Source organism: Mesorhizobium sp. ES1-3, assembly GCF_020164795.1.
In the GTDB taxonomy this organism is placed as follows: Bacteria; Pseudomonadota; Alphaproteobacteria; order Rhizobiales; family Rhizobiaceae; genus Mesorhizobium.
The window spans coordinates 230,274-255,343 of record NZ_JAIUGW010000005.1; the positions used below are offsets into that span (position 1 = coordinate 230,274).

Annotated in this window: 23 protein-coding genes; 4 read left to right on the plus strand and 19 right to left on the minus strand. The window is 64.3% G+C overall.

The window, feature by feature from the left end; genetic code table 11:
* Positions 1 to 10: 10 nt before the first annotated feature.
* From LB536_RS10435 to LB536_RS10465, 7 genes are all read right to left on the minus strand, one after another.
* The gene (locus LB536_RS10435; RefSeq protein WP_140754836.1) at positions 11 to 739 is read right to left on the minus strand and encodes an ABC transporter ATP-binding protein; all 729 of its coding nucleotides are present in this window, start codon (positions 737 to 739) and stop codon (positions 11 to 13) included.
* On the minus strand, positions 739 to 2,211 hold the full coding sequence (locus tag LB536_RS10440; RefSeq protein WP_140754838.1) for an ATP-binding cassette domain-containing protein: 1,473 nt from the start codon (positions 2,209 to 2,211) through the stop codon (positions 739 to 741). Before LB536_RS10440 ends, LB536_RS10435 begins: the two co-directional genes overlap by 1 nt.
* A complete protein-coding gene (gene livM / locus LB536_RS10445; RefSeq protein WP_224591627.1) occupies positions 2,211 to 3,806 on the minus strand; it encodes a high-affinity branched-chain amino acid ABC transporter permease LivM in 1,596 nt (531 codons plus the stop codon). The genes LB536_RS10440 and livM overlap by 1 nt, the downstream gene beginning before the upstream one ends.
* 4 nt (positions 3,807 to 3,810) lie before the next feature.
* Positions 3,811 to 4,713 carry a branched-chain amino acid ABC transporter permease gene (locus LB536_RS10450; RefSeq protein ID WP_127276526.1) on the minus strand — a complete coding sequence of 301 codons (903 nt, stop codon included), beginning with the start codon at positions 4,711 to 4,713 and terminating at the stop codon, positions 3,811 to 3,813.
* A 335-nt stretch (positions 4,714 to 5,048) separates the two neighbouring features.
* A complete protein-coding gene (locus tag LB536_RS10455) occupies positions 5,049 to 6,050 on the minus strand; it encodes a 4-hydroxyproline epimerase (RefSeq protein WP_224591630.1) in 1,002 nt (333 codons plus the stop codon).
* A 30-nt stretch (positions 6,051 to 6,080) separates the two neighbouring features.
* Positions 6,081 to 7,418 carry an NAD(P)/FAD-dependent oxidoreductase gene (locus LB536_RS10460; protein ID WP_263488969.1) on the minus strand — a complete coding sequence of 446 codons (1,338 nt, stop codon included), beginning with the start codon at positions 7,416 to 7,418 and terminating at the stop codon, positions 6,081 to 6,083.
* A 48-nt stretch (positions 7,419 to 7,466) separates the two neighbouring features.
* Positions 7,467 to 8,360 carry a dihydrodipicolinate synthase family protein gene (locus tag LB536_RS10465; RefSeq protein WP_224591636.1) on the minus strand — a complete coding sequence of 298 codons (894 nt, stop codon included), beginning with the start codon at positions 8,358 to 8,360 and terminating at the stop codon, positions 7,467 to 7,469.
* 111 nt (positions 8,361 to 8,471) lie between these two features.
* On the opposite strand from LB536_RS10465, the gene LB536_RS10470 reads away from it, so the two are divergent.
* The gene (locus LB536_RS10470) at positions 8,472 to 9,122 is read left to right on the plus strand and encodes a GntR family transcriptional regulator (protein WP_181178239.1); all 651 of its coding nucleotides are present in this window, start codon (positions 8,472 to 8,474) and stop codon (positions 9,120 to 9,122) included.
* Positions 9,123 to 9,128: 6 nt separating this feature from the next.
* Here LB536_RS10470 and LB536_RS10475 read toward each other — a convergent pair whose 3' ends face one another.
* Both LB536_RS10475 and LB536_RS10480 read right to left on the minus strand, forming a co-directional pair.
* Complete coding sequence (locus tag LB536_RS10475) at positions 9,129 to 9,434, minus strand: hypothetical protein (protein ID WP_224591641.1); 306 nt, start codon at positions 9,432 to 9,434, stop codon at positions 9,129 to 9,131.
* A 334-nt stretch (positions 9,435 to 9,768) separates the two neighbouring features.
* The gene (locus tag LB536_RS10480; protein WP_224591644.1) at positions 9,769 to 11,265 is read right to left on the minus strand and encodes a CoA-acylating methylmalonate-semialdehyde dehydrogenase; all 1,497 of its coding nucleotides are present in this window, start codon (positions 11,263 to 11,265) and stop codon (positions 9,769 to 9,771) included.
* A gap of 208 nt (positions 11,266 to 11,473) precedes the next feature.
* Here LB536_RS10480 and LB536_RS10485 point away from each other — a divergent pair, with 208 nt between their 5' ends.
* The 3 genes from LB536_RS10485 (at position 11,474) to LB536_RS10495 (ending at position 15,100) form a co-directional block, all read left to right on the plus strand.
* Positions 11,474 to 12,355: a LysR family transcriptional regulator gene (locus tag LB536_RS10485; RefSeq protein ID WP_140810684.1), complete on the plus strand. Its 882-nt coding sequence runs from the start codon at positions 11,474 to 11,476 to the stop codon at positions 12,353 to 12,355.
* 151 nt (positions 12,356 to 12,506) lie between these two features.
* Entirely contained in the window at positions 12,507 to 12,950 is a 444-nt protein-coding gene (locus LB536_RS10490; protein ID WP_224591645.1) for a hypothetical protein, read from the plus strand.
* Entirely contained in the window at positions 12,947 to 15,100 is a 2,154-nt protein-coding gene (locus LB536_RS10495) for a phospholipase D-like domain-containing protein (RefSeq protein WP_224591648.1), read from the plus strand. The genes LB536_RS10490 and LB536_RS10495 overlap by 4 nt, the downstream gene beginning before the upstream one ends.
* An 87-nt stretch (positions 15,101 to 15,187) precedes the next feature.
* On the opposite strand, the gene LB536_RS10500 is transcribed toward LB536_RS10495, so the two are convergent.
* The 10 genes from LB536_RS10500 to rsfS all read right to left on the minus strand — a co-directional run bounded on the left by LB536_RS10500 (position 15,188) and on the right by rsfS (position 24,863).
* Entirely contained in the window at positions 15,188 to 16,444 is a 1,257-nt protein-coding gene (locus LB536_RS10500) for a D-amino acid dehydrogenase (protein ID WP_140755021.1), read from the minus strand.
* 112 nt (positions 16,445 to 16,556) lie between these two features.
* Positions 16,557 to 17,102: a nucleoside-diphosphate kinase gene (locus tag LB536_RS10505; protein WP_224591651.1), complete on the minus strand. Its 546-nt coding sequence runs from the start codon at positions 17,100 to 17,102 to the stop codon at positions 16,557 to 16,559.
* Positions 17,103 to 17,116: 14 nt separating this feature from the next.
* Entirely contained in the window at positions 17,117 to 17,536 is a 420-nt protein-coding gene (gene rnk / locus LB536_RS10510) for a nucleoside diphosphate kinase regulator (RefSeq protein ID WP_224591653.1), read from the minus strand.
* Positions 17,537 to 17,808: 272 nt separating this feature from the next.
* Complete coding sequence (alr, locus tag LB536_RS10515) at positions 17,809 to 18,948, minus strand: alanine racemase (protein ID WP_224591655.1); 1,140 nt, start codon at positions 18,946 to 18,948, stop codon at positions 17,809 to 17,811.
* Between the two features lie 90 nt (positions 18,949 to 19,038).
* Positions 19,039 to 19,554 carry an RNA pyrophosphohydrolase gene (locus LB536_RS10520; RefSeq protein WP_224591657.1) on the minus strand — a complete coding sequence of 172 codons (516 nt, stop codon included), beginning with the start codon at positions 19,552 to 19,554 and terminating at the stop codon, positions 19,039 to 19,041.
* A 154-nt stretch (positions 19,555 to 19,708) separates the two neighbouring features.
* Positions 19,709 to 20,890: a divergent polysaccharide deacetylase family protein gene (locus tag LB536_RS10525; RefSeq protein ID WP_224591889.1), complete on the minus strand. Its 1,182-nt coding sequence runs from the start codon at positions 20,888 to 20,890 to the stop codon at positions 19,709 to 19,711.
* A 188-nt stretch (positions 20,891 to 21,078) separates the two neighbouring features.
* Complete coding sequence (locus LB536_RS10530; RefSeq protein ID WP_167531416.1) at positions 21,079 to 22,410, minus strand: S41 family peptidase; 1,332 nt, start codon at positions 22,408 to 22,410, stop codon at positions 21,079 to 21,081.
* Between the two features lies 1 nt (position 22,411).
* Positions 22,412 to 23,761 carry a murein hydrolase activator EnvC family protein gene (locus LB536_RS10535; protein ID WP_224591658.1) on the minus strand — a complete coding sequence of 450 codons (1,350 nt, stop codon included), beginning with the start codon at positions 23,759 to 23,761 and terminating at the stop codon, positions 22,412 to 22,414.
* 158 nt (positions 23,762 to 23,919) lie between these two features.
* Positions 23,920 to 24,402: a 23S rRNA (pseudouridine(1915)-N(3))-methyltransferase RlmH gene (gene rlmH / locus LB536_RS10540; protein ID WP_224591660.1), complete on the minus strand. Its 483-nt coding sequence runs from the start codon at positions 24,400 to 24,402 to the stop codon at positions 23,920 to 23,922.
* Positions 24,403 to 24,485: 83 nt separating this feature from the next.
* Complete coding sequence (gene rsfS / locus LB536_RS10545; RefSeq protein WP_140754872.1) at positions 24,486 to 24,863, minus strand: ribosome silencing factor; 378 nt, start codon at positions 24,861 to 24,863, stop codon at positions 24,486 to 24,488.
* Positions 24,864 to 25,070 lie beyond the last annotated feature (207 nt).

A 25,070-nucleotide genomic window follows, 5' to 3' on the forward strand; every position in this document is an offset into this window, starting at 1 on the left:
TCTCCTGAACTCAGTGATGTCCGCCTTCGAGATAGGCGGCGCGCACTTCCGGATTGGCGAGCAGCTCCTTGCCGGTGCCGCTCATCGTCACATTGCCGTTGACCATGACATAACCGCGCGTGGCGAGCTTGAGCGCGCCGAACGCGTTCTGCTCGACCAGGAACACGGTCAGCCCTTGGGTGCGGTTCAATTCGCGGATGGCATCGAAGATCTGCTTGACGATCAGCGGCGCCAGACCCAGTGACGGTTCGTCGAGCAGAAGCAGTTTCGGCCGCGCCATCAATGCGCGTCCGATCGACAGCATCTGCTGCTCGCCGCCCGACAACGTACCGCCCCGCTGGGCGATGCGCTCCTTCAGTCTGGGGAACAGCGTGAACACCTTCTCGACGTCCTCGCCGTAGTGTTTGAGGTTGTCGAGGCTGGCGCCCATCTGCAGGTTTTCCATCACCGTCATGCGCGGGAAGATGCGCCGGCCCTCGGGCGACTGGGCAATCCGCATGCGTGCGATTTCGTGCGTCGGCAACTGGGTGATATCGGTCCCGGCGAAGGTGATGGTGCCCGTGCGGGCGCGTGGAGCCCCGAAGATGGTCATCATCAGCGTCGACTTGCCGGCGCCGTTGGCACCGATCAGCGCCACGATCTCACCTTGCTTGACGGTGACGTTGACGCCGTTCAGCGCACGGATGTTGCCGTAATAGGTCTCCACGCCCTTGATATCGAGCAGCGTTGTCGTGGCCATCACTTGCCCCCTCCACGCTTGCCCTGAGCGGGCTTGCCTGTGCTCGCGGCCTTGCCGGAAGCATGACTGGTCGCCACCTTGCCCGCATCGACACGGCGCGAGAATTCCGTATCCTTGCCCTGGCCGAGCAGCTTCGCCTGCTTGACCCATTCCTCGCGCGCGATGCGTCCGTCAAAGGCGAGATAAGCCTCGACTGCCTCGACATCGGCCTTCTTCCAGGCGCCGATCTGGTCGAAGTGGAAGATGCCGTGCTCGTTGAGCTTCTTCTCGTTGACCGCACCGATGCCCTTGATGCGGGTCAGATTGTCGGCCTTGCCGCCACGGGGGGCAGTGAGGCGGTTCGAAACGCCTTCGGCCTTCACGGCAGGGGCCTTGGCGGCCGTCTTCCTTGGTGCCGCTTTCTTCGCAGCGGGCTTGGCCGGCGCCGGTGCGACAGGCCTGCTTGCCACGGTCGCGGCGCGGGCATCGACCTGCGCTGCCTTCGAGGCGCCTTTCGACACTGTCACGCGTTCGCCTTCGCTATGGCCGACGGTGTCGCTCACCGGCCCGGCCAGATACGACGAAGATGTTCCCGGGCCATGCGCGGAGTCGGGACCGGTATCGAGCCGTTCGATGACGTCCTCGTCGCCGACTTCGGTCAGCACGGTCTCGACCTCCTCGTCGTCGACGCCGAGATAGGCGGCGATGACGCGCGGGTCGGTGCGCACCGATTGCGGATTGCCGTCGGAGATCTTGCGGCCATATTCCAGCACCACGACATGGTCGGAAATCTGCATGACCACCGACATGTCGTGCTCGATCAAGAGGATCGAGGTGCCTGAGGACTTCTTGATGTCCATCAGCAGCTCGTTGAGCGCCGCCGATTCCTTCGGGTTGAGGCCGGCCGCCGGCTCGTCGAGGCACAGCAGTTCAGGACCGGTGCACATGGCGCGCGCGATCTCGAGGCGCCGTTGCGCGCCATAGGGCAGGTCGCCGGCCGGATCGTCGGCGCGATCGACGAGATCGGCCTTTTCCAGCCAGTGCTTGGCAAGCTCCACCGATTCGGCTGAGGCCTTGCGGTAGCCGCTGAAGCCGAACAGGCCCAGGATCGTATAGCCCGAGGCCTTCATCAGCTTGTTGTGCTGGGCGACGAGCAGGTTCTCCAGCAGCGTCATGCCCGAGAACAGACGGATGTTCTGGAAGGTGCGCGCCACCTTGGCGCGCGCCGGGATCTCGTGGTTGGGCAGCCGTTCCAGAAGGTAGCTGGAGCCGTCGGCCCGGCTGAGCGTGATCATGCCTTCCGACGGCTTGTAGAAGCCGGTGATGCAGTTGAACACTGTGGTTTTGCCGGCGCCGTTGGGGCCGATCAGCGCGGTGATCTCGCCGCGCCTGGCGGTGAAGGACAGGTCGCCGATGGCGACCAGGCCGCCGAACTTCATCGACAGATGCTCGACCTGCAGGATGGCGTCGTTCATTTGCGTGGTCGCGTTCATCAGCCGTGGCCCTCCTTGGTGAAGGAGCCTGAGACAGCCCTTCGCTCCTTGAGGAAGGCGGTCGGTTCACGGCTGCCGACGAAGCCGCGCGGCTTCCACAGCATGACGATGACCATGGCCATGCCGAACAGAAGCATGCGGTAGAGTTCCGGTGTGAAATCGGGCCCGAAGACCTGCTTGAGGAAGTCGAGTTCGCGCAGCGCCTCGGTGCCGCCGATCATCACCATGGCGGCGACGGCGATGCCGACCAGCGACCCCATGCCGCCAAGAACGACGATGGCGAGGATAATGGCCGATTCCAGGAAGACGAAGGATTCGGGGCTGACGAAACCTTGCCGCGCGGCGAAGAACGAACCGGCGAAGCCGCCGAACATGGCGCCGGTGGCAAAGGCCGTCAGCTTGGTGGTGGTGGTGTTGATGCCGAGCGAGCGGCAGGCGATCTCGTCCTCACGCAAGGCTTCCCAGGCGCGGCCGACCGGCAGGCGCCGCAGCCGGATGGTGACGAAGGCGGTTAGCAGGCAAAGCCCAAGGATCAGGTAGTAGAGGAAGATCTTGTAGTAGGCGCTGGACGTGGCGAGGTTCAGCACCTTGGCGATGTAATTCGGGTCCGACACGTTGAACGACATCAAGCCGAAGAAGCTGACCTTGGGAATGCCGGAGATGCCGGCCGACCCATTGGTGACTTCGCGCCAGTTGATCAGCACGAGGCGGATGATCTCGCCGAAGGCGAGCGTCACGATCGCCAGATAGTCGCCGCGCAGGCGCAGCACGGGAAAGCCGAGCAGCACCCCCCAGAGCGCGGCCATGGCGCCCGCGGCGGGCAACAATATCCAGAACGACAGGCCGAAATGGGTGGCGAGAAGCGCATAGGCATAGGCGCCAATCGCATAAAAAGCGACGTAGCCGAGATCGAGCAGACCGGCGAGGCCGACGACGATGTTCAGTCCCCAGGCCAGCATCACATAGATCAGGATCTGGATACCGAAATTATCGACCCATTTCAACGAACCCTGCAACCCTCCGGTGATCGACCAGGCGTTGAGTGACAGCACCGCGACGACGAGGATCGGGTACAGCACCAACGCCGAGATGCCCAATTTGGTGAAGTTGGCATGGATGAAGGCGCGGAAGTAATAGATCACGCAGGCCAGCACATAGATGACCGCCAGGGCACGCAGGAATTGCAGATAGCCGGCCGGTTGTGCCCCAACCCATCCGGCGAGAGAGCTGTTGAACACGAACAGCAGCACCATGGCGACGACCGCTCCGATGAAGGTCGGCAGGGTGAAGAAGCGGGATGCCACACTTGCCGGCATGAGCCCGGTGGCGACATCGGCGATCTTCTGGTTGGCCATGAAGGGCTGGCCATAGGCGACATAGAGGAAACGCCCGACGGCGGTGGCGATCACCACCGCGGCAAGCAGGCCCCAGCGCTGCACCACGACCAGTTCGTTGGACATGTTCTGGTCGGTCTTGAGGCCGATGAACAGTACGAACAGGCCAAGCGCGATCGCGCCGGCATAGAAGCCCTCGCGCAGCGCGCGCTGCATGGGCTTGGCGACGGTGTCGCTCGCACGAGATACGGTCACGGCCATGATCTCACACCTTTTCGACTTCTGGCCGGCCCAATATGCCGGAAGGCAGGAAGATCAGCACGATGGCCAGGATCGAGAACGCGGCGACGTCCTTGTAGTCGATCGAGAAATAGGCCGACCACATGCTCTCGATGAAGCCGATCAAGAGCCCGCCGAGCACGGCGCCCGGAAGCGAGCCGATGCCGCCAAGCACCGCGGCCGTGAACGCCTTCACGCCCGGCACGAAACCGTCCGAGAAGGCGATGACGCCGTAGTACATCAGGAACAGCGTGCCGGCGACGGCGGCAAGGGCTGCACCCATGATGAAGGTGATCGAGATGGTGCGGTCGACGTCGATGCCAAGCAGTGCGGCCATCTTGCGGTCCTGCTCGCAGGCGCGTTGCGCCCGGCCAAGCGAGGTCTTGTTGACCAGGTACCAGAACACCGCCAGCAGCAAAGCGGTGACGATGACGATGATGATCTGCTTCAGCGACACGCTGACGCCGTTGATGTTGTAGACTTGGCTGACCATCGGCGGGATCGGCTTGTTGCGCGGCCCTTGTGTCACCTGGACGAAGTTCGACAGCGCGATCGACATGCCGATGGCGGTGATCAGCGGCGCCAGCCGGAACGAACCGCGCAGCGGTCGGTAGGCCACTTTCTCGATCGTCCAGTTGTAGAGGCTGGTGAGCAGCATCGCCACGATCATCATGACCAGCAGCGCGATGACCACGGGCACCGAATAAAACAGCGCGCCGAGGATGAGGAAGACGATCAGCGCCGTGAAGGCGCCCACCATGAAGATGTCGCCATGGGCGAAATTGATCATGCCGATGATGCCGTAGACCATCGTGTAGCCGATCGCGATCAGCCCATAGATCGATCCCAGCGTCAGCCCGTTGATAAGCTGCTGGACAAAGTACTGCATGTGTACATGGCTCCCCTGGAATGTCGCCCATGCAGACGCATTCCTTTTCGTATTTCCCCTAGTCGTAAAGTTTCGAGCCCGGATTGCAACGTGATTTTTTCGACCGCTCCGCGTGGTTCCAAGTCACGTCTTCCCGATCGCCCGCTTTTCGCGCCCAGCCCCTGGACTATCGCGGACCCTATCATTGGCACAACGCAATGTCTTTGACGATTGGGCTGCATCATGCGCTCCGTTTCGAAGAAATCGCCGTCAAAATTAGGTGATGAGAAGAATCGTTGCGTTCCTGACATGGTTCGTTTTTTCGTCACACTCCTTTCCGCAAGGTCAGGATTCTCCTACTTGACCACGAAACCATGCGCGAACGGATCGCGGTCGTCGATGAAGATGGTGTTCAGTCCGGTCATGCGTGCCCAGCCGCCGATCGACGGGATGATTGCCGGCTTGCCAGCCACGGTGACCTCCTTTTCGACCTTGCCCTTGAACAGCGAACCGATGATCGATTCATGGACGAAGGCGTCGCCTGCACTAAGCTTGCCCTTGGCGTGAAGCTGCGCCATGCGCGCCGATGTGCCAGTGCCGCAGGGCGAGCGGTCGATCGCCTTGTCGCCGTAGAAGACGGCATTTCGGGCATCGGCTCCATCGACCGTCGGCCTGCCGGTCCACAGCATGTGCGACAACCCGGTGATGCCGGGATTCTCCGGATGCACGAAGGAATATTTCTCGTTGAGCCGCTGCCGCACCACCGGGCTCCAGGCGATGAGGTCGCCGGCGGAATAATCGGCCATGTCGCGATAGTTCGCCTGCGGTTCGACGATGGCGTAGAAATTACCGCCATAGGCCACATCGACGGTGATCTCGCCGAGCCCGGGACATTCGACCGTCAGGCCTGCGGCGTGGAGGAAGGACGGCACATTGGTGATGCGCACCTCCTCGACATACTCGCCGACCTGTTTGTATTCGGCGATGACCAGGCCGGCCGGCGTGTCGAGCCTGAGGACGCCCGGCGTCTTCGGCTTGGTCAGCCCGTGTTCGATGGCCATCGTCACCGTACCGATGGTGCCGTGGCCGCACATGGGCAGGCAACCGGACGTCTCGATGAACAGGATGGCGATGTCGCAATCCTCGCGTGTCGGCGGGTAGAGGATCGAGCCGGACATCACGTCATGGCCGCGCGGCTCGAACATCAGGCCGGTGCGGATCCAGTCATATTCGGCGAGGAAATGCGCGCGCCGTTCCATCATCGTCGAGCCCTGCAGCAGCGGACCGCCGCCGGCGACCAGCCGCACCGGGTTGCCGCAGGTGTGGCCGTCGATGCAGAAGAAGGATTTCTTGGCCATGTCGCTCCTCAAGATCAAAACCCGAAAAAATCAAAATCGTTGTGGGCCGAAGGGGGCCAGATCGACGGACGAAGTCTGCCCCAGAACGAATTCCCTGATCAACCGCCCGGTTGCCGCAGCCTGGGTCAGGCCGAGATGGCCGTGGCCGAAGGCGTAGATCACCGACCGGCTTCGCGTCGCCTTGCCGATCACGGGCACCGAATCCGGCAGCGAGGGCCGGAACCCCATCCATTCGCGCCCGCCCGAGGGATCGAGTCCCGGCAGGAATTTCTGCGCCTTCTGCAAGAGCGCTTTCGACCTGTTGAAATTGGGTGGTCGCTCGATGCCGCCGAGTTCCACGGCACCGCCGACGCGCAGGCCCGTTTCGAGCCGAGTGATGACGAAGCCATGCCCCGAAAAGATCAGCTGCCGCCTCACGTCGAAAGCGCTCGTCGGCAGCGTCGTGTTGTAGCCGCGTTCGGTCTCCAGCGGAATGCGATCGCCTAGCTGCCGCGCCAGGAGGTGCGACCACGCGCCCGCCGCGACAACGAGGCGCCTGGCTTGCCTGCTCGAACCATCGGCCAGCGTCAGCGTGACACCGTCCTGATCCGCCGCGACGCGATCGATGCGGGCCATCTCGAAACGGGCACCCTTGGACTGCGCGTAAGCCCACACCGCCTTGCCGAGCAGTTTCGGATCGGCGACCGTCTTCCATCCCGGCACGAAGGTGCCCTTGACGAAGCGCGGTGACAACCCCGGCTGCAAGCCAGCCAGTTCTTCGCCTTCGACATGACGGAAGCCGATGCCGAAGCGCTCGCGCGCCGCCCAGCCCGACAGCGAGGCGCGGAACTCGGCTTCGCTTTCGTAGAGCTCGAGCGAACCGTCCTCGCGAAGCATCGGCCGTGTGCCGGAACGATCGAGCAGATCCATCCATTCGGCTTCGGCAAGTTTCATCATGCCGGCCTGTGCCATCAGGCTCGCCTCGTATTTCGCCGGCGCGCCGGCGCGCCAGAACCGGATCAGCCAGGGCAGCAGCTTCGGCAGATAGGCCGGCGGGATGCTGAGCGGGCCGAGCGGATCGGCGAGCCATTTCGGCAGCTGCCGGATCATGCCCTTGTGCGCCAGCGGCAACACGTCGGAGAAGGCAAAGGCGGCGGCGTTGCCGGAGCTCGTCTCCTCGCAGATGCCCGTGCGGTCAAAAACCGTGACATCCAGCCCGGCCTCGGCAAGGAAGGCAGCCGCGCAGATGCCGATGATGCCGCCGCCGACGATGGCGATGTCTGTCCCTTCTCCCCGTTCACGGCGAGAAGGTGCCCGAAGGGCGGATGAGGGGCGACTCCCCTCGTCTGTCGATTTGGACTTTCCTTGCACGTGGGCGCTGCCCCTCATCTGGCTGCCGCCATCTTCTCCCCGCGAACGGGGAGAAGAGAACTCTCCTTAGAACTGCGGCAGCGTCGGCCGTACCGCGAGCGCATCCTTGACGATCTTCTCGACGGTCTTGCGGCGTTCGCCCGACAGCGGCATGCGCGGCATGCGGACGCGGTCGTTGGTGTTGATGGCGAACACTTCGGCAAGCTTGATGTTCTGCACTAGGTAGGTCGAGACATCGAGGTCGAGCAGCGGCCGGAACCAGCGGTAGATGGCGAGCGCCTCTTCGCGGCGGCCATGCTTCATCAGCTGGTAGATGGCGACGGTCTCGCGCGGGAAGGCGGTGACCAGGCCGGCCACCCAGCCGATGGCGCCGACCGACAGCGCCTCGAAGGCGAGATTGTCGACGCCGGTGAACAGATCGTAGCGGCTGCCCAGGCGGTTGATGATCTCGGTCGAGCGGCGGATGTCGTCGGAGGATTCCTTGATGGCGACGAAGCGCTTGTCCGATGCCAGCTCCTCCATCTGGTCGACGGTGACGTCGACGCGATAGGCGAGCCGGTTGGAATAGATCATGACCGGCAGATCGCCGGCCTCGGCGACGGCGCGCAGGGCCGCCACCGTCTCTTCGGCGTTGGTGTGGTAGATCGGGCTCGGCACCACCATCAGGCCGTTGGCGCCTTCCTTGGCGGCGCGCCTGGCAATGCTGGCGGCCTCGCGGGTGCCGGCCTCGTTGACGGTCAGCAGCACCGGCTTCTTGCCTGCGACCTTCTGCGCGGTCCTCAGTACCTCGATCTTCTCGTCAGGCGACAGCATCGGCCCCTCGCCGAGCGAGCCGCAGACGATGATGCCGTCGCAGCCGGCTTCCATCTGCAAGCTGAAGCAACGCTCCATCTCCGCGTGGTCGAGCCGGTCGTCGGCGGTGAATTTGGTCGTGACGGCGGGGAAAACTCCGGTCCACATGGCTATCTCTCCATCTGATATATCAGCCGTATATCTGTTAGGAAAGCCGCTGTCAATGCGGAATCTGTTATGATATATTTTTGATATATCAGGAGACCGCCTTTGATATCCATGGAAGCAAGCACTGTGTCCGAGCCTGCGGCGATCAAGGCTTATCGCATCCTCGAACACATGATCGTCACGCTCGAACTGGCCCCGGCGAGTTTTATCACCGAGGGTTCCTTGATCGAGCGGCTGGCGCTCGGCCGCACGCCCGTGCGCGAGGCGATCCAGCGGCTGGCCTGGGAAGGACTGCTCGACGTCAGGCCCCGTGCCGGCATTGCGATAGCGCCTCTGCATCCCGGCGACTGGCTGCGCGTGCTCGACGCCCGGCGCGGCGTCGAGGTGGTGCTCGCACGATCAGCCGCCCGCTTCGTCACCCGCGAGGCCGCCGACCTGTTTCACGAGGCCGCGCTCGCCATGCAGAAAGCGGTCATCTCGGGCAATGTGCTTGCCTTCATCCAGGCCGACAAGGCGCTCGACGAGGCGCTGGCGCTGGCCGCCGACAACCCGTTCGCCGCCCGGCTGGCCGCCCCCCTGCAGACCCACAGCCGCCGCTTCTGGTTCCGCTACAAGGCGGACACCGGACTGGCGGAATCCGCCGAGCACCATGTCGCATTGATCCGCTCGATCCTGGACGGCGACGAGGAAGGCGCCGCCAAGGACGCCAAGAAACTGATGGCGCTGCTGCGCGGCCACGCCGAAGTGGCCGCGACACGCTGATCTGAGTCAAGCACCCGGCAAGGCCGCCTTGATCGTTTGGCTGTCCCAGCCCTCGCCGACCGACAGGATGCAACTCTGGCCCTTCGTGTCGGAAGCCAGAACCGTCCAGCTGCCTTGTTCCGAAACGAACACCTCAAGGACCACATTGGGGTTGATCAGGCCGCGCCCGGCTTCGCTTTCGTGGAAGTTCTCACCGAGCGCTTTCACGATATCGGCGCGGGCCGCGCATTGCCCGGCCGCATTTGCCTGAGCAGCGCCCGAGCACATCGCCATCGCCGCAACGAACATTGTCGCCGTAAGACGTCGTGTCATCTGACACCTCCTTGCGCCGGACGATGCAATGCCACCGGCCGCCGTGCGGCGCTCTGGTTGTCTGCCGCGCCTCCTCCACGGCAGGATTGCAGCCCTAAGTCCTGCGAGCCTCGCCGGTTCCATCACATTAGCGTTTGCAAAACAAAGGGCCCAAGTCCGGGGACTTAGGCCTCAGGTTCAATCGATCTTCTCATCCGCCCTGCGGCGAGTAAGACCGGACGAAGAAATCGTCCGGCTAGTTCATCGTCGGAATGACGAACTCGGCGCCATCTTTGATGCCTGCCCGCGCGCCCGCAGCCGAAGGCGAGGACGCGCAAAGCAAGAAATCGTCCGGTTAGTTCATCGTCGGGATGACGAATTCGGCGCCATCCTTGATGCCGGACGGCCAGCGCGAGGTCACCGTCTTGGTCTTGGTGTAGAAGCGGAACGCGTCCGGGCCGTGCTGGTTGAGGTCGCCGAAGGAAGACGCCTTCCAGCCGCCGAAGGTGTAGTAGGCGATCGGCACCGGGATCGGCACGTTGATGCCGACCATGCCGACCTGGACACGGCTGGCGAAGTCGCGCGCCGCGTCGCCGTCGCGGGTGAAGATGGCAACGCCATTGCCCATCTCATGGTCGTTGGCGAGCTTGAGGGCATTCTCATAGGTCGGCGCGCGTACCACGGACAGCACCGGCCCAAAGATCTCTTCCTTGTAGATGCGCATGTCGGGCGTGACGTTGTCGAACAGGCAACCGCCCATATAGTAGCCGTCCTCATAGCCCTGCATCCTGAAGCCGCGGCCGTCGACGACGAGCTTGGCGCCTTCCTTGACGCCGGTGTCGACGTAGCCCTTGACGCGCTCCAGCGCCTGGGCGGTGACCAGCGGGCCGAAATCGGCGGCCGAATCCGTCGACGGGCCGACCTTCAGGCTCTCGACGCGAGGGACGAGCTTCTCCATCAGCCGGTTGGCGGTGTCGTTGCCGACCGGCACGGCCACCGAGATCGCCATGCAGCGCTCGCCGGCCGAGCCGTAGCCGGCGCCGATCAGCGCGTCGACGGTCTGGTCCATGTCGGCGTCGGGCATGATGATCATGTGGTTCTTGGCGCCGCCGAAGCACTGCACGCGCTTGCCGGCCGCACAGCCGCGCGCATAGATGTACTGAGCAATCGGCGTCGAGCCGACAAAGCCGACGGCCTTGATGTCGGGATCGTCGAGGATGGCGTCGACCACCTCCTTGTCGCCGTTGACGACGTTGAGGATGCCGGCCGGCAGACCGGCCTCCAGGAACAATTCGGCGATGCGCATCGGCACGCCCGGATCGCGCTCGGAAGGCTTCAGGATGAAGGCGTTGCCGCAGGCCAGCGCCGGGGCAATCTTCCACAGCGGGATCATCGCCGGGAAGTTGAACGGCGTGATGCCGGCGACGACGCCGAGCGGCTGGCGCATCGAATACGCGTCGATGCCGGGGCCGGCGCCGTCGGTGAACTCACCCTTCATCATATGCGGCGCGCCGATGCACACCTCGACCACTTCGAGTCCGCGCTGGATGTCGCCCTTGGCGTCGGCGATGGTCTTGCCATGTTCGCGCGCCAGGATTTCGGCCAGTTCGTCATAGTCGCGAGCGACCAGTTCGAGAAACTTCATCAGCACGCGCACGCGGCGCTGCGGATTGGTCGCGGCCCATTTGGGCTGCGCCGCCTTGGCGTTCTCGACCGCCGCGCGCAGTTCCGCCTGCGAGGCCAGCGCCACCGTGCCGCGCACGGTGCCGTCCATCGGCTGCATGACGTCCTGCTTGCGCCCGCTGGTGCCGGCGACACGCTTGCCGCCGATGAAATGACCGTAGTCGATCATGATTTCTCTCCCTTTGTTTGTGATGGAAGCATTGTCCGCCTTTGCGAGGGCGATGGCAACGCGAGGGAGAACGCAACCGTTGTGCGGAAAATAGACAACAAGCGAGGGCTGTGCATCAATTGCCGCAAATGATAGAGTATGGTCGTCATTGCTGGAATGGTTATATTGAGTTCTGTTGCGCCCCCGCGGTCCTGCCGGACATCTCCCCATGAATTGGGATGACGTCCGCATCTTCCTCGCCGTGGCGCGCGCCGGCCAGATTCTTGGCGCGGCGCGGCGGCTGGAGCTCAACCATGCCACCGTCTCGCGCCGCATCGCGGCCCTCGAGGAAGCCCTGAGGACGAAACTCTTCCGCCGGCTGACCACCGGCAGCGAGCTGACGCCGGCCGGCGAGCGCTTCCTCGACATCGCCGAGCGCATGGAGGGCGACATGATCGCCGCACGCTCGACCATATCAGGCGAGGGCGACGATGTTTCCGGAACCGTGCGCATCGGCGCGCCCGATGGCTTCGGCGTCGCCTTCCTGGCCAAGCGGCTGGGCGAACTCACCACCCTTCACCGCGAACTCACCATCCAGCTCGTGCCAGTGCCGCGCTCCTTCTCGCTGTCGCGGCGCGAGGCCGATATCGCGATCACCGTCGAGCGGCCGACCGAAGGCCGGCTGGTGGCGGGAAAGCTGGTCGACTATTCGCTCGGCCTGTTCGCCTCTCGCGCCTATGTCGACGCGCATGGCCTGCCCAAAACCGCCGCCGAACTCGGCCAGCACACCCTCATTGGCTATGTGCCGGACCTCATCGTCAGCCCTTCGCTCGATTATGCCGCGGAATTCAGCGCGGAATGGCGCACCAGTTTCGCCATCTCCTCGGCGCTCGGCCAGGCCGAAGCCGTGCGCTCCGGCGCCGGCATCGGCATCCTGCACACCTTCGTCGCCCGCTCGATGCCGGAGCTGGTGGCCGTCGATGTGGTCGCGCCCATCCGCCGCGCCTACTGGCTGGTCTATCACGAATCGGTCAGGCCGCTGCGACGCGTCCAGATCGTCGCCAGTTTCATCACCAAGGCGGTGGAGCGGGAACGAGGCCTCTTCCTGTAGAAGCGCCGTCACGGCAAAAACACGGCCCAGGTCCCCACACGCCGTCTTTTCCTTGCCACAAAACCAGCCAGTGTGGCATCAGGCATGCGGCCTCGGCCATGAGAGGGGGGCGCCGGGTGGGAAATCTTTCAGAAAGCTGGCGCGGATAGATATGCGAGCCGTTCTTGCCATCCTGCCGCTGCTGTTCGTCTCCGCATGCGCCAATCCATGGACAAAAGTGCCGGAAGCCGAATTGCCCAAACCGATCCGCTACGTCATGGCGCGTCCCTCGCCTTTCGTCATCGGCAATTACTGCGGTCCCGGCACCCGCACCGGCGATCTGTCGGCCCGGCCGGTCGACCGCCTCGACGCCGTTTGTCGAATCCATGACGCCTGCTACATCGCCCGCCGCAACCATTGCGATTGCGATGGCGCCCTTGTCGCCTCGGCCAGGGCAATCCGCGATGACAGGACGGCGCCCCGCAAGATGCGCAGAGAGGCGGACCTACTGATCGCCACCTTCGCCATCCCTGTCTGCAAGGTCTTTCCGCAGGGGTTCATGCCGCCGCGTGACCCGGCGCAGTTGAGCGCGATGAAGGCCGGAGCCGCCGGTTGAACCTCCGCACGGCCGTCATCCTCGCCCTGTTCGGGCTCATCGCCCTTGCCGGTTGTGCCGGTACGGGCCGCAATGCCTGCGACCTCCTGGCGGGACAAGAGGCTTGCGCACGGCCCTCGCTGTCGGCCGGCACGCCCGGGCCGCGGATCGCGGCGGCGCAGTTCTTTGGTAATGACGGCGGCAGCGACTATGAAAAACGGTTCCTGGCGCTGCTCGCCAATAACCAGCTCGGCGCCATGGACCGTGCCAACGGCACCGGCCCGTTCGGGCGCAACCGCCGCGATGTCCAGAACCGCGATTTCCAGGCGACATATTCGACGCTGCGGCAACTGGCCGGACCCGTCGCCAACGCACATCTGCCGCCGGCCGGCACAGGCAGCGGCGACGGCCATTTCGACGGCCGCTGGCGGGCGTCGCGGCAGACGCTCTACATCGATGCGGCGGCGCGGCCCTCGGCCCCCAAGACTTTCGATTTCTCCGGCCTGCAGGCACGCAGCACCGAGATCGTCGTGCGCCAGGCGGGCGAGCAGCCTGCCGACATCGAAGGCACTTGCGACGGCGCATTGGCGATCCGCGCCGCCGGAGCCTCACGCACCATCTCCGCCGGCTCGGCATTTCGCTTTCGCCTGTCGGGCGGAGACGACACCGTCAGCCTGTTCCCGGGCGACAGCCTGAACCGCTGCACGGCAAGAATCCGCTCCAGCCTTGCCCCGGCCGGCGCGCCACTCATGATCCTGCGCGAAGAGACCGCGGATCCGGGGCTCTCCAGCTTCGACAGCCGCTACCAGCGCTGCCCGGTCTCCAACGGCGTCGGCCTCGACGCGCTTGAACGCGCCTTCTATGCCAGCCGCTGGCTGTCGCAGACCTGCGCCTTGCGGATCGGCGAGCCCAAGCTGCTGCGCAAGTCGAGAGACGGCTTCAACGCCAAGGTCGAGGCGCTACTGGGCGCGCCGCTGTCGGATGCGGCAATAGACAAAGGCGACCCCGAGCTGCCGCTCGATTTCTCCAGGGCGCCAAGGCTGAAGCTGATCTATCTGTCCTCGCTCGAATTCAAGGCCGACTTTTCCGGCTGCATCATGGAACGGCTGATCCGCCACCATGCAGCGCTTGGCACCAAGGTCCGCATCATGGTCACCGACGTGCTGGAACGCGACAAGGACGACGCCATGCTGCACCGCCTGGCGGCCGAATTCCCCAATGTCGAGTTGCAGGAATATCGCTGGCAGGCGGACCAGGGCGCGCCGATCGACGAACAGATTTCACAACTGCACAAAGTCCATCATATCAAGATGCTGGCGACGCTGGCGCGGGACCCCGCGCGCTCGCGCGTCATCATCGGCGGCCGCAACATCCATGACGGTTTCCTGTTCCATCAGCCGATCGACCTGTCGCGCTACCCGGACCTCGAGCAATACGGCAAGACCGACGGCTTTTCGCTGAACTACTATTCGAACTGGAGCGACTTCGACATCGAGTTCGCCGACAAGGCGACGGTCGAGACACTCGCCGCGCATCTGTCGACGATATGGCTGCGCGACGCCGACACCAACCTGGCGCGCCCCTTCTCCATCCCGGTCCACGCCGCCGGCCACCCCCGAGGCAATGCCCGGCATTTCATTTCGATGCCCTATGAGGACGACCATGCGCTGGAGGCCTATTTCGTCGAACTGGTCGACGCCGCCCAGCACCATATCCAGATCGTCAACCCTTACCTCAATCTGACGCCGAGCCTCGCCCGCGCCTTCGACAGGGCGCTCGCCCGTGGCGTCAAGATCGACATTGTCGGTCGCATCGACCTCAAGGGCGATATCGGCGGCAAGTTCCTCACCGCGCTCAACAAGCTGTTCGTCGAGAAATATGGCGACCGCATCGACATCCGCGAGTTCAAGGCACCCGACGTGGTGCTGCATTCCAAGATCATGATGATCGATGAAAGGCTGGTCGCCATCTCCTCGGTCAACCTCAACAACCGCAGCTTCTTCCATGATTCGGAGAACGGCATGATGGTGCTCGACCCCGCCTTCTACGCCAGGATGAAGCCGGTCTATGACGACTACCTCGCCCACTCGAACCCGGTTTCCACCAATGTGATGATCCCGTGGGCCTACCGGCTGCTGTTCGACGAGGCGTGGGTCAGGCAGGCGTTCTGATGCATGTCGCCCAAAGGTGGCCCGGTTTTGGGGCGACGACATGCGTCAAAGCAAAGAACAATGCGAGTCGGCCAGACGCGCGGGCGGCTATTTCAGATAGCGCTCCTGCGCCAGGGCGCGCACGTCGATGTCGGGCACCCGGTTCGAGATGATGTCGGCCAGCACCTTGGCCGAGCCGCAGGCCATGGTCCAGCCGAGCGTTCCATGGCCTGTGTTGAGAAAGAGGTTGGAAAGTTCGGTGCGGCCGATCAGCGGCGGTCCGTCCGGAGTCATCGGCCGCAGCCCGCACCAGAACGTCGCCTCGCGCATGGCGCCGGAGCCGGGAAAGAGATCGCCGACCGAGTGTTCGAGGGTGCGGCGCCGCGATTCGTGCAGCCTGAGATCGAAACCGGAAATCTCGGCCGTGCCGCCGACGCGGATGCGGTCGCCGAGCCGGGTGATCGCGACCTTGTAGGTTTCGTCCATCACCGTCGACACCGGGGCCAAGGCGGCGTCCTTGATCGGCACTGTTATCGAATAGCCCTTGACCGGATAGACCGGGATCGGCCGCTTCATCCGGCGCATGAAGCCCGCCGAATAGCTGCCCAACGCCATGACGTAGGCATCGGCCCCCTTCCAACCCTTGCTGGTGCTCAGGTTGGCGACCCGATTGCGACTGCGGATGACGCGCCAGATCGTCACGTCGTATTCGAACTTGACACCGCGCGCCACGCAGAGCTCGGTCAGCTTGTCGGTGAACATCTTGCAGTCGCCGGTCTCGTCATGCGGCAGCCTGAGACCGCCGACGAACTTCTCGCGCACCCCGGCCAGCGCCGGCTCGGCCGCGACACAGCCGTCCGGATCGAGGACTTCATAGGGCACGCCATATTTCTTCAGCACCTCGACATCGCCTGACGTGCCGTCGAGCTGCTTTTGCGTGCGAAACAGCTGCAGCGTGCCCTGGGTCCGCTCGTCATAGGCAATGCCCGTCGCTTCGCGCAGCGCCTTCAGCATGTCGCGGCTGTATTCCGCCAGCGGCACCATACGCGATTTGTTGATGGCGTAGCGCTCGGCGGTGCAGTTGCGCAGCATCTTGACCAGCCATGTCCACATAGGCGGGTCGAAGGCCGGCCGGACCACCAGCGGGCCATGCTTCATCAGGAGCCACTTGATCGCCTTGAGCGGAATGCCGGGGCCGGCCCAGGGCGAGGCATAGCCGGGCGAAATCTCACCGGCATTGGCAAAGCTGGTCTCCAGCGCCGGGCCTTTCTGGCGGTCGATCACCGTCACCTCGTGGCCGGCCTCGGCGAGATAGTAGGCCGTGGTCACCCCGATGACGCCGCTGCCCAGCACCATGATCTTCATCATTCACTCCTTACGCCATGTCCTTCACGCCGATGGACACGGCAGCATCTGCGATTTGCGCACGATCACCGGCGAAAATCGATTCGTCTTCGCGACCATGCGCCGTGGCTTTTCACGCCGCCGACGGACCCGGATCGTCGTCTCTCCCTGTCTGCCGCATTCCTGCCGTCCCGCCAAGAGGCCGGATGGAGGTGTCGGCGCTGTAGACGAGGGTCAGGCCGTGCGGCCGCGGTCCTCCGGCGGCGGCTCTTTCCCGGGCTGCCCGCCGCGCGGCTTCCGGCTGATAGAGCACCGCCTTGATCCGGATCGATTCGCGCCTGCCGTCGGGATGCTCGAGCGAGGCCGTCTGGCCTTGCGCCATGCCAAGCATGCACAGCCCGCGTCTGGTTGCCAGCGACAGGCTGGAGCCGACCGGTCCGCGCACTTCGTTCTGCACCAGGGTGCGCGTCTCGGTCGCACCGGCATCGACGCAAAACACCACCCGGCTGTTCAGCGTCACGATATCGGGTTCGACCGACTCGATGGGCACGACGCGGGCATTGGAAAGCTTCTCTTCGATCATCCGGACCATCGGATCCGCGAAGGCCCGTCGGCGCTCGAGCATCACCTCCAGGACGGCGAAATCCTTCGTGGTCAGCTGGCAGCTCCCGCTTTTCATCACCGCCTCCACGATCAGTGCTCGCCGCCGCCGGCGGGCGTATCGACGGCCTCCACGGTCACCGACAGTTTGTGGCCGCCACGACCGCTCCAGCACACCACTTGCCCGATGCTGGCGCCGACAAGCGCCGTTCCCATCGGCGTCAGCACCGAGATCCGGTTTTCGGCAATGTCGGCGTCGCCCGGATAGACCAGCGTGATGCGCTTGATGTCACTGCCTTCACCGCGAACCGTGACTGTCGAGCCCATTCGCACCACGCCGGCCGGAATTGCCGCCGCTTGCGTGATCACGGCCCGATCCAGTTCCGCGAGCAGCTCTTCGGCCGTCTCGGGCGCGCGGTCGAGCACGGTCCTGGCCAGGCCGGTCAACCTATCATGGTCGGTGTCGCTGATCAGAATCTGGGGGGATGGACGCAGTCCCGTTGCATGTTGCATGGCAAACCTCGTGGATCGGCGCATCGGACGGATGCGCGCTTGCCGCGCTGATGGCGGCCTGATGAAAGCCGGCAGCCGCGGGGAGCGGTGCGGCTTGATGGCGATGGGTGGATGTATGGATGCCCCGGTACGGACGAACGCCGGAAGGCGGCCGCGCCGGGGCTACGATCCCGCGATCGGGCAGACCCTGAACAAGGTTCTGATATAAGCGAGGTTGCTCATGCGCCGAACCTTGCCGACAGACGTCCGCTTGTCAAGCGCGGCCAAACCGCTCAACCACCGACATAGCGCCGGTGAAAGCGCCTGCCGAGACTGGCCAGGATTTCGTAACCGATGGTGCCGGCATGGCCGGCGGCGTCGTCGACGCTTTGCGAAGGGCCGAGCAGTTCGACGAGATCCCCTTCGCGAAGCTTGCCGGACGGCAAGGCGGAAATGTCGAGAATGATCGAATCCATCGACACGCGTCCGAGGAAAGGCAGGCGCGCCCCCTCGAACCAGGCGGCCGACGCGGACCGGCGCAGCCAGCCATCCGCATAGCCGAACGAGATCGTCGCCAGACTGAGCGGCCCTTCCGCATGATAGGTATGGCCATAGCCGATGCCTGTGCCTTTTTCGACGTTGCGCGTCTGCGCCACCTTGGCCTGCAGCCGCACCACCGGCAGCATCGGGTTGGGTTCGGCAGGCGTCGGATTGATGCCGTAGAGCGCGGCGCCGGGGCGGACGAGATCATGATGATAGGACGGCCCGAGAAAGATGCCGGAGGAATTGGCGAGCGAGGCGGGCGCCCCTGGCAGCATGGCGCGCAACCGTTCGAAGGCCAGCCGCTGCTGTTCATTGGCGGGATGGCGCGGCTCGTCGGCGCAGGCCAGGTGGCTCATCACATATCTGACGCCGATGCCGTCGAACGCGCTGACATCCCGGCCCAGTGCCTCGACTCCGGCTAGTGCCATGCCAAGCCGCGACATGCCGCTGTCGACCTGGATGGCGGCCGGAAGTTTTCGGCCAACGCGATGTGCCGCGGCGCGCCAGGCTTTCAACTGAGCGCCACTGTTGACGACCGCGCAGAGATCGGACGCGACCGCTTCCGGCTCGGAGCCCGGCGGCAGTCCGTTCAGCACGTAGATCTCAGGTCCGGCCCCGATCGCCTTGCGGAGCGCGATGCCTTCGGCCAGCAGCGCGACGAAGAAGGTGTCGCAGCCTTCTTCCGCCAGCGCCGATGCCACTTGGCTCGCGCCGAGACCGTAGCCGTCGGCCTTGACCACGCCGGCGCAGCGTGCACCGCCCAGCCTTGCCTTCAGCCGCCGGTAGTTTTCGCGGATCGCGCCGAGATCGATGGTGAGAATGGCCCCGGCCGCCGCCTCGCTTACGGCAGCGACATCATCGGGCGGCAATGTTGTGGGGGCGTCGTTCATGGCGACCCTCCTTGTAGCGGATTAGCATCAATAGAACCGACACGCCGGCGCGGCAACTACGGTCCTTCGAACCCAGTCGCACTCGTCCAGCTATGGCACCAAGTGCCGGAACGCCGCCACCACGTCTTCATAGACGTTGCGCTTGAACGGCACGATAAGGTCGGGAAGATCCTGCATCGACCGCCACGACCATTTGTCGAATTCGGCGGTGTGGCCGCCCGGCGGCGGATTGATCTGGATCTCGCTGGTATCGCCATGGAAGCGGAACGCGAACCATTTCTGCGTCTGACCGCGATACCTGCCCTTGAACGCAATGCCGACGAGATGATCCGGTAGGTCATAGTTGATCCAGTCCGGCGCCTCGGCCAGCAGCGAGACGCTGCGCATGCCGGTCTCCTCATAGAGCTCCCGCTCTGCCGCCTGCAGCGGCTCCTCGCCCGTGTCGATGCCGCCTTGCGGCATCTGCCAGAGCTGCGTCGTGCCGGCGAACTCGCTGTCGGGTTCGGCGATGCGATGCCCGACCCAGACCAGCCCGTCGCCATTGAGGATCATCAGCCCGACACAGGGGCGATAGGGCAGCGTTTCGCGGTCGACTTTTTTTGCCATAAGTAAAGTTCCAGCCGTTTTTAGAATTCGCTCTGGTGAGGCAGGTGGCGAGTGATTTCGAGAACCGGAGCGGAGCGTACTTAAAGTACGCGAGCACCGGAAGCGCAGAAAGCGCCGCCAGGTGCCCACCGGAGTAGAATTATCGAGACGGCAGTCAGCCTTTTTGCGGATCGACAGCCACCGCTGAAATCGGCACGATCTCGATGCCTCGTTTCTTGGCCTCGGCCACCCATGACGACACCGTGTCGACCGTCAGGTCGAAAGCCGAACCGATGCCGACGGCGGTGCCCTTGGCACGCGCGGTCGCTTCGAGACTGTCGAGCTTCTTCAGGATGGCGCCGCGATCCTGCACCGCGTCGATCGCGGTGTCGCCGGCGACGAAGGGCACGCCGTCCTTCAGCGCCATGTCTGGAGCCAGGCTGCGCGCCGACGAGCCGTCGTCGATATAGGCGAGGCCCCTTTTGCTGAGCTCGGCCATGAACGGCTGCATCGCCGCCGCGTCGGCGGAAAAACGCGCGCCCATGTAGTTCATGACACCGGTATAGTTCGTCGTCCGCGACAGTACCCAGTGCAAGTTTTTCAGATTCTCGTCGGGGGTCGCCGCCACCGTCAGCGTGTTGCGACCGGGGTTGACGTTGGGATAGTCGAACGGTTCGAGCGGCACCTGCATCACGATCTCATGGCCGCTCTGCCTCGCGGCCTGCATCCAGCGGCCGATGCTGTTGCCTTGGGGCGCGAAGGCCAGCGTCACTTCCGCCGGCAGCTTGGCAATCGCCGCCTGGGTGCCGGTCTGTGAAACCGCGAGCCCGCCGATGACGATCGCCACACGAGCGCCACGCGCGCCGGACCATGGCCGCGCATAGACGTCGAACGGCCGCCGCCCATCGGCGGAGCGCATAGGCAATGGCCCGGTTTCACTGGTTTCGATCAGCGCCCTATCGGGAATATGCGCGATCTTGAGGTTCTGGCCGACGGTCGACGGATCGCGAATGACGATTGCCGCCTTGGGCGGGCCATCGCCTTCTTCCGTCTGTACATGGATGATCTGCGGACCGCCCGTCTTCGCCGGCGTGTCCACCCTGGCCGTCGCCGCCGGGGCCAATGCGGGAGGCGACGCGGCGGGCTCGGCAGCCGCTGTCACTTTCGGCGTCGAAACGGCGACTTCCTGCGGTTTTCGAAACGGCTTTTCCCTGAGCGCGATCGCGGCCGAGACGCCGACCACGGCCAGCACCACCGCGCTCGCCGCGATCACGCCTACGCTGATCTTGCCGGCGCCACGCGGCGCCCGGACAGTCTGTCCAAGCGGGCGTTCGATGTCCTTGCCGATATCAGCCAAGCCCTGTCCCCGGTGCACGGTTCCGAAGACGACCTCCTTCGGGAATACATGCACGAATTCATCAATCCTGGCGCCCTTTGGCGCCGTATCTGGAGGCCCGGTCCTGCCCCCCGAATCAAACTGCCGGAACCTTTCGGCCCCGGCAGCATCGCATTGCTTCGTTCAACCGGCCAGACCGGTTGCCGGCCTTACTGGTTGAGCACGGCCTTTTCCGGATTGGGCGGGAAGGCCGGATCGGTCTTCTGGCCGCGCAGCAGCTGCTCGGCGTAGATGAGCTGCAGATCGTCCTTCGGATCCGGCGGCACATAGGCTGCGGAGCCGGAGCCGGTCTTGCTCTCGTCGGCGCCCTTGATATGGCCCTTGAGGTCGGACTCGCCGCGCGTCAAATCCCTGCCCTGCAGTTCCGGCGGCAACGGCTGGTCGACCTTGATGTCGGGCGTGATGCCCTTGCCCTGGATCGACTTGCCCGACGGCGTGTAGTAGAGCGCCGTCGTCAGCCTGAGCGCGCCATTCTCGCCGAGCGGAATGATGGTCTGCACCGAGCCCTTGCCGAAGGACTGCGTGCCGACCACCGTGACGCGGCGCAGATCCTGCAGCGCACCGGCGACGATTTCCGACGCACTGGCCGAGCCGCCATTGACAAGCACGATCATCGGCTTGCCGTTGATGTCGTCGGTCTGCTTGGGCTTGGCGTCGAAGCGGGTGACGTCCTTCGGATCGCGGCCGCGTGTCGAGACGATCTCGCCGCGCTTGAGGAAGGCGTCCGAGACGCTCACCGCCTGGTCGAGCAAGCCGCCCGGGTTGAGGCGCAGATCGAGCACATAGCCCTTGAGCTTGTCGTCCGGCACCTGCTTCTTGATGGTGTCGATGGCGTTCTCGAGGTCGTCATAGGTCTTTTCGGTGAAGGAGGTGATCTTCATGTAGCCGATGTCGTTCTCGACCCGGAACTTGACCGCCTTGACCTTGATGATGTCGCGCACGACGGTGAGCTCGATCGGCTTGTCGGCGCCCTGGCGCAAGATGGTCAGCTTGATCGGCGTATTGACCAGGCCGCGCATCTTGTCGACCGCGTCGTTGAGCGTCAGGCCGCGAACCTCCTCGCCGTCGATCTTGGCGATATAGTCGCCGGCCAGCACGCCCGCCTTGGCGGCCGGCGTGTCGTCGATCGGCGTGATCACCTTGACCAGGTCGTTCTCCATGGTGACCTCGATACCGAGGCCGCCGAACTCGCCCTTGGTCTGCACGCGCATGTCCTGCGCCTGTTCGGCGTTCATGTACGAGGAATGCGGGTCGAGCGAGGAAAGCATGCCGTTGATGGCGTTCTCGACCAGCGACTTGTCGTCGGGCGGGGTCACATACTGTGCCCGCACCCGCTCGAAGATGTCACCGAAGATCGCCAGTTGCTTGTAGGTCTCCGACCCTGCAGCGTTCGCCGCCGAGCCGGGTGCGCCATAGACAAGGCTCATGGCGGACGCGCCCATCAGCGCACCGGCAAACAGAAGCGACAGTTTCCGCATCATTTCACGTCCTTCCAGAAAAACGGTCCGCCCACCATGGGGCCGGATCGACGGGTTTTCCATCCTTGCGGAACTCGACATAGAGTTCCGGCGTGGCATTTCCATTCTTCGAAACCGAGGTGCTTGCCACCCGGGCTTCTCCCATCGCGCCGACCGGCTCTCCTGCGAGCACTGACTGGCCAGTCGCGACGCTGATTCTGCTCATCCCAGCCAGGACGACATGATAACCGTCGCCGGCATTGAGGATCAAGAGTTGACCATACGAGCGAAACGGCCCCGCATAAAGCACATTCCCATCCGCCGGCGCGGTAACGATGGCTCCCGATTGTGTCGCAACCATGTCCCCAAGCATCAAGGCGCCGTTACCGTCGTCGGCGCCGAACCGGCGTTTGATGCGGCCGGTGACCGGCAAGGCGATCTGTCCCTGCAGTGCCGAGAAAGGCGCCGCCGCGGTCAACCTGTTGCCTTCGGGAACCGGCAGCGATGCCGTCTGGTCGCCACCGGGCTCGGTGCCGCCGGCCTTTGCCGCATCGGCTGCCTTCGCGGCATCGGCAGCCTTGCGGTTCTTGTCCGCCTGCGCTTCGAGCGAGGCGATCAGATCCTTCAGGCTGCTGGCCCTGGCCGCCAACTGCTCGGAACGCTGCTGTTCGGCAGCCATCTGCGCCTTCGTGTCGGCCTCGAGCTTCTGCTTGGCCTCCAGCAGCATGCCGAGCCGCTTCTTCTCCGCCGTCTGGTCGCCGACCGCAGCCGTCAGCCGCGCCCGTTCGGCCTCGATCGAGGCCGTCACTCGGGTCTGCTCCTTGAGGTCGGCCAGCAGGCTGTCGGTCTGCTGACGCAGTTCCGGCACCACGGCGCCGAGCAGGATGGCGCTGCGCACCGACGAGAGCGCGTCCTCCGGCTTGACCAGGATCGCCGGCGGCGGATTGAGCCCCATGCGCTGCAGGGCGCCCAGCACTTCTGCCAACACGTCGCGCCGCGCCGCCAGTGAAGCGCGGATCTTCTGTTGCTGGCCCTTCAGCCCTTCCAGCTTGGCGCCGATGTCCTCGATGTCCTGGCCAAGCTTCTGTTCGGTCATCGCCGACTGGATGAGGGCAGCGGTGATCGAGGCGTGGTCCTTCTTGACCGCGGCGATATCGGCGGCGAGCTTCGCCAGCCGTTCCGACGACAGCGTTATTTCCCTGGAAACCTGCTCGTATTCGGCGCGGCTCTGGTCCGGATCGGGCGCCATGTCGAGCGTGTTCGCGGCCCGCCCTGCATGGAGCGACAGAAGCACCACCGCCGACGCGATGCCGCAGCGCGCGCGCCAGGAGCCCCCCGTCGATGAGCCCGTCGTCGATTTCCAGCCTTCAGACATTCGCGATCGATTCTATCCGCGGCTTCGTTAACGAATCATCAACCATGTTAGCGCCCGTCGCCCAAAGGGTTTCGCAATAACGCCCTGCAAACGAAAAGCAGCCTCCACGGTGAATTTTACGCGGCATTGGGGCTAAATTCGGTGCGACCCGGCGGCTTTCAGGATCTGTGATAGGGGTGGCCCGACAGGATCGTCGCCACCCTGTAGAGTTGTTCGCCCAGCATCACGCGCACCAGCTGATGCGGCCAGGTGAGCGCCCCGAACGACATCACCAGCTCAGCCTGGTCACGCAACGGCGGATCGTGGCCGTCGGCGCCACCAATGGCCAGCACCAGCGCCTTGCGTCCGCTATCGCGCAACTGTCCGATACGGCCGGCGAAATCCTGCGAGGACAGGCTCTTGCCGCGTTCATCGAGCAGGATCAATGCCGTGCCTGGCTGCAGCTGCGCCTGCAGGCGCGAACCTTCGTCGCGCTGCCGCTCGCTGGCGCTCTGCGCGCGGCCCTCGGCGATCTCGATGATGCCGGCGAATTCGAGCCCCACGGCGGGTCCGCTCTTGGCGAAGCGCTCGAAATAGCGGTCGGCCAACTCCCGCTCGGGGCCGGCTTTCATTCGGCCCACGGCATGAACTGAAATCTTCATCCTCGCCTCTATGAGCCGCTAATGCATGTCACCCGAGGGGAAACCGATTTTGGGACAACGACATGCATCGAAACAAAATCGGCTCAGTGGAGGGTCTCTTCCTCGAGATCCGGCGCCTGCCACATCTTTTCGAGATTGTAGAATTCGCGGACTTCGGGGCGGAAGACATGGACGATGATATCGCCAGAATCGATCAGGACCCAGTCGGCGCCGGAGAGCCCCTCGACGCGCGCGGAGCCGAGGCCGGCATCCTTGAGCGCCTTGAGGAGATGATCGGCGACAGCCGCGACATGACGGTGCGATCGACCCGACGCGACGACCATGTAGTCGCCGAGGCTCGATTTCCCCTGAATGTCGATTGAGACAATATTTTCGGCCTTGGAGTCTTCCAGACTGGCAAGGACTGTCTTGATGGCACGGGACACGGCGTCGTCTACGCTGATCCTGGCCGGCGAAGGCACGATATCGGCCTTCTTCCGCAGTGCTGTTCTCAGTGTATTTCCTTTCGCAGCAAGAACAACCAAATCACCCCTGAAAGCAGGTGACACCACTTAGATAGGCAGAGTTCCGTTGCAGTTTCAAGACGGAGCTCCAATTCACGCGAACTCGCCGACTGGCATATTGTTCCACGCGAGGCGCAAAACATCGGAACCCAGGCGTTCCGCAGC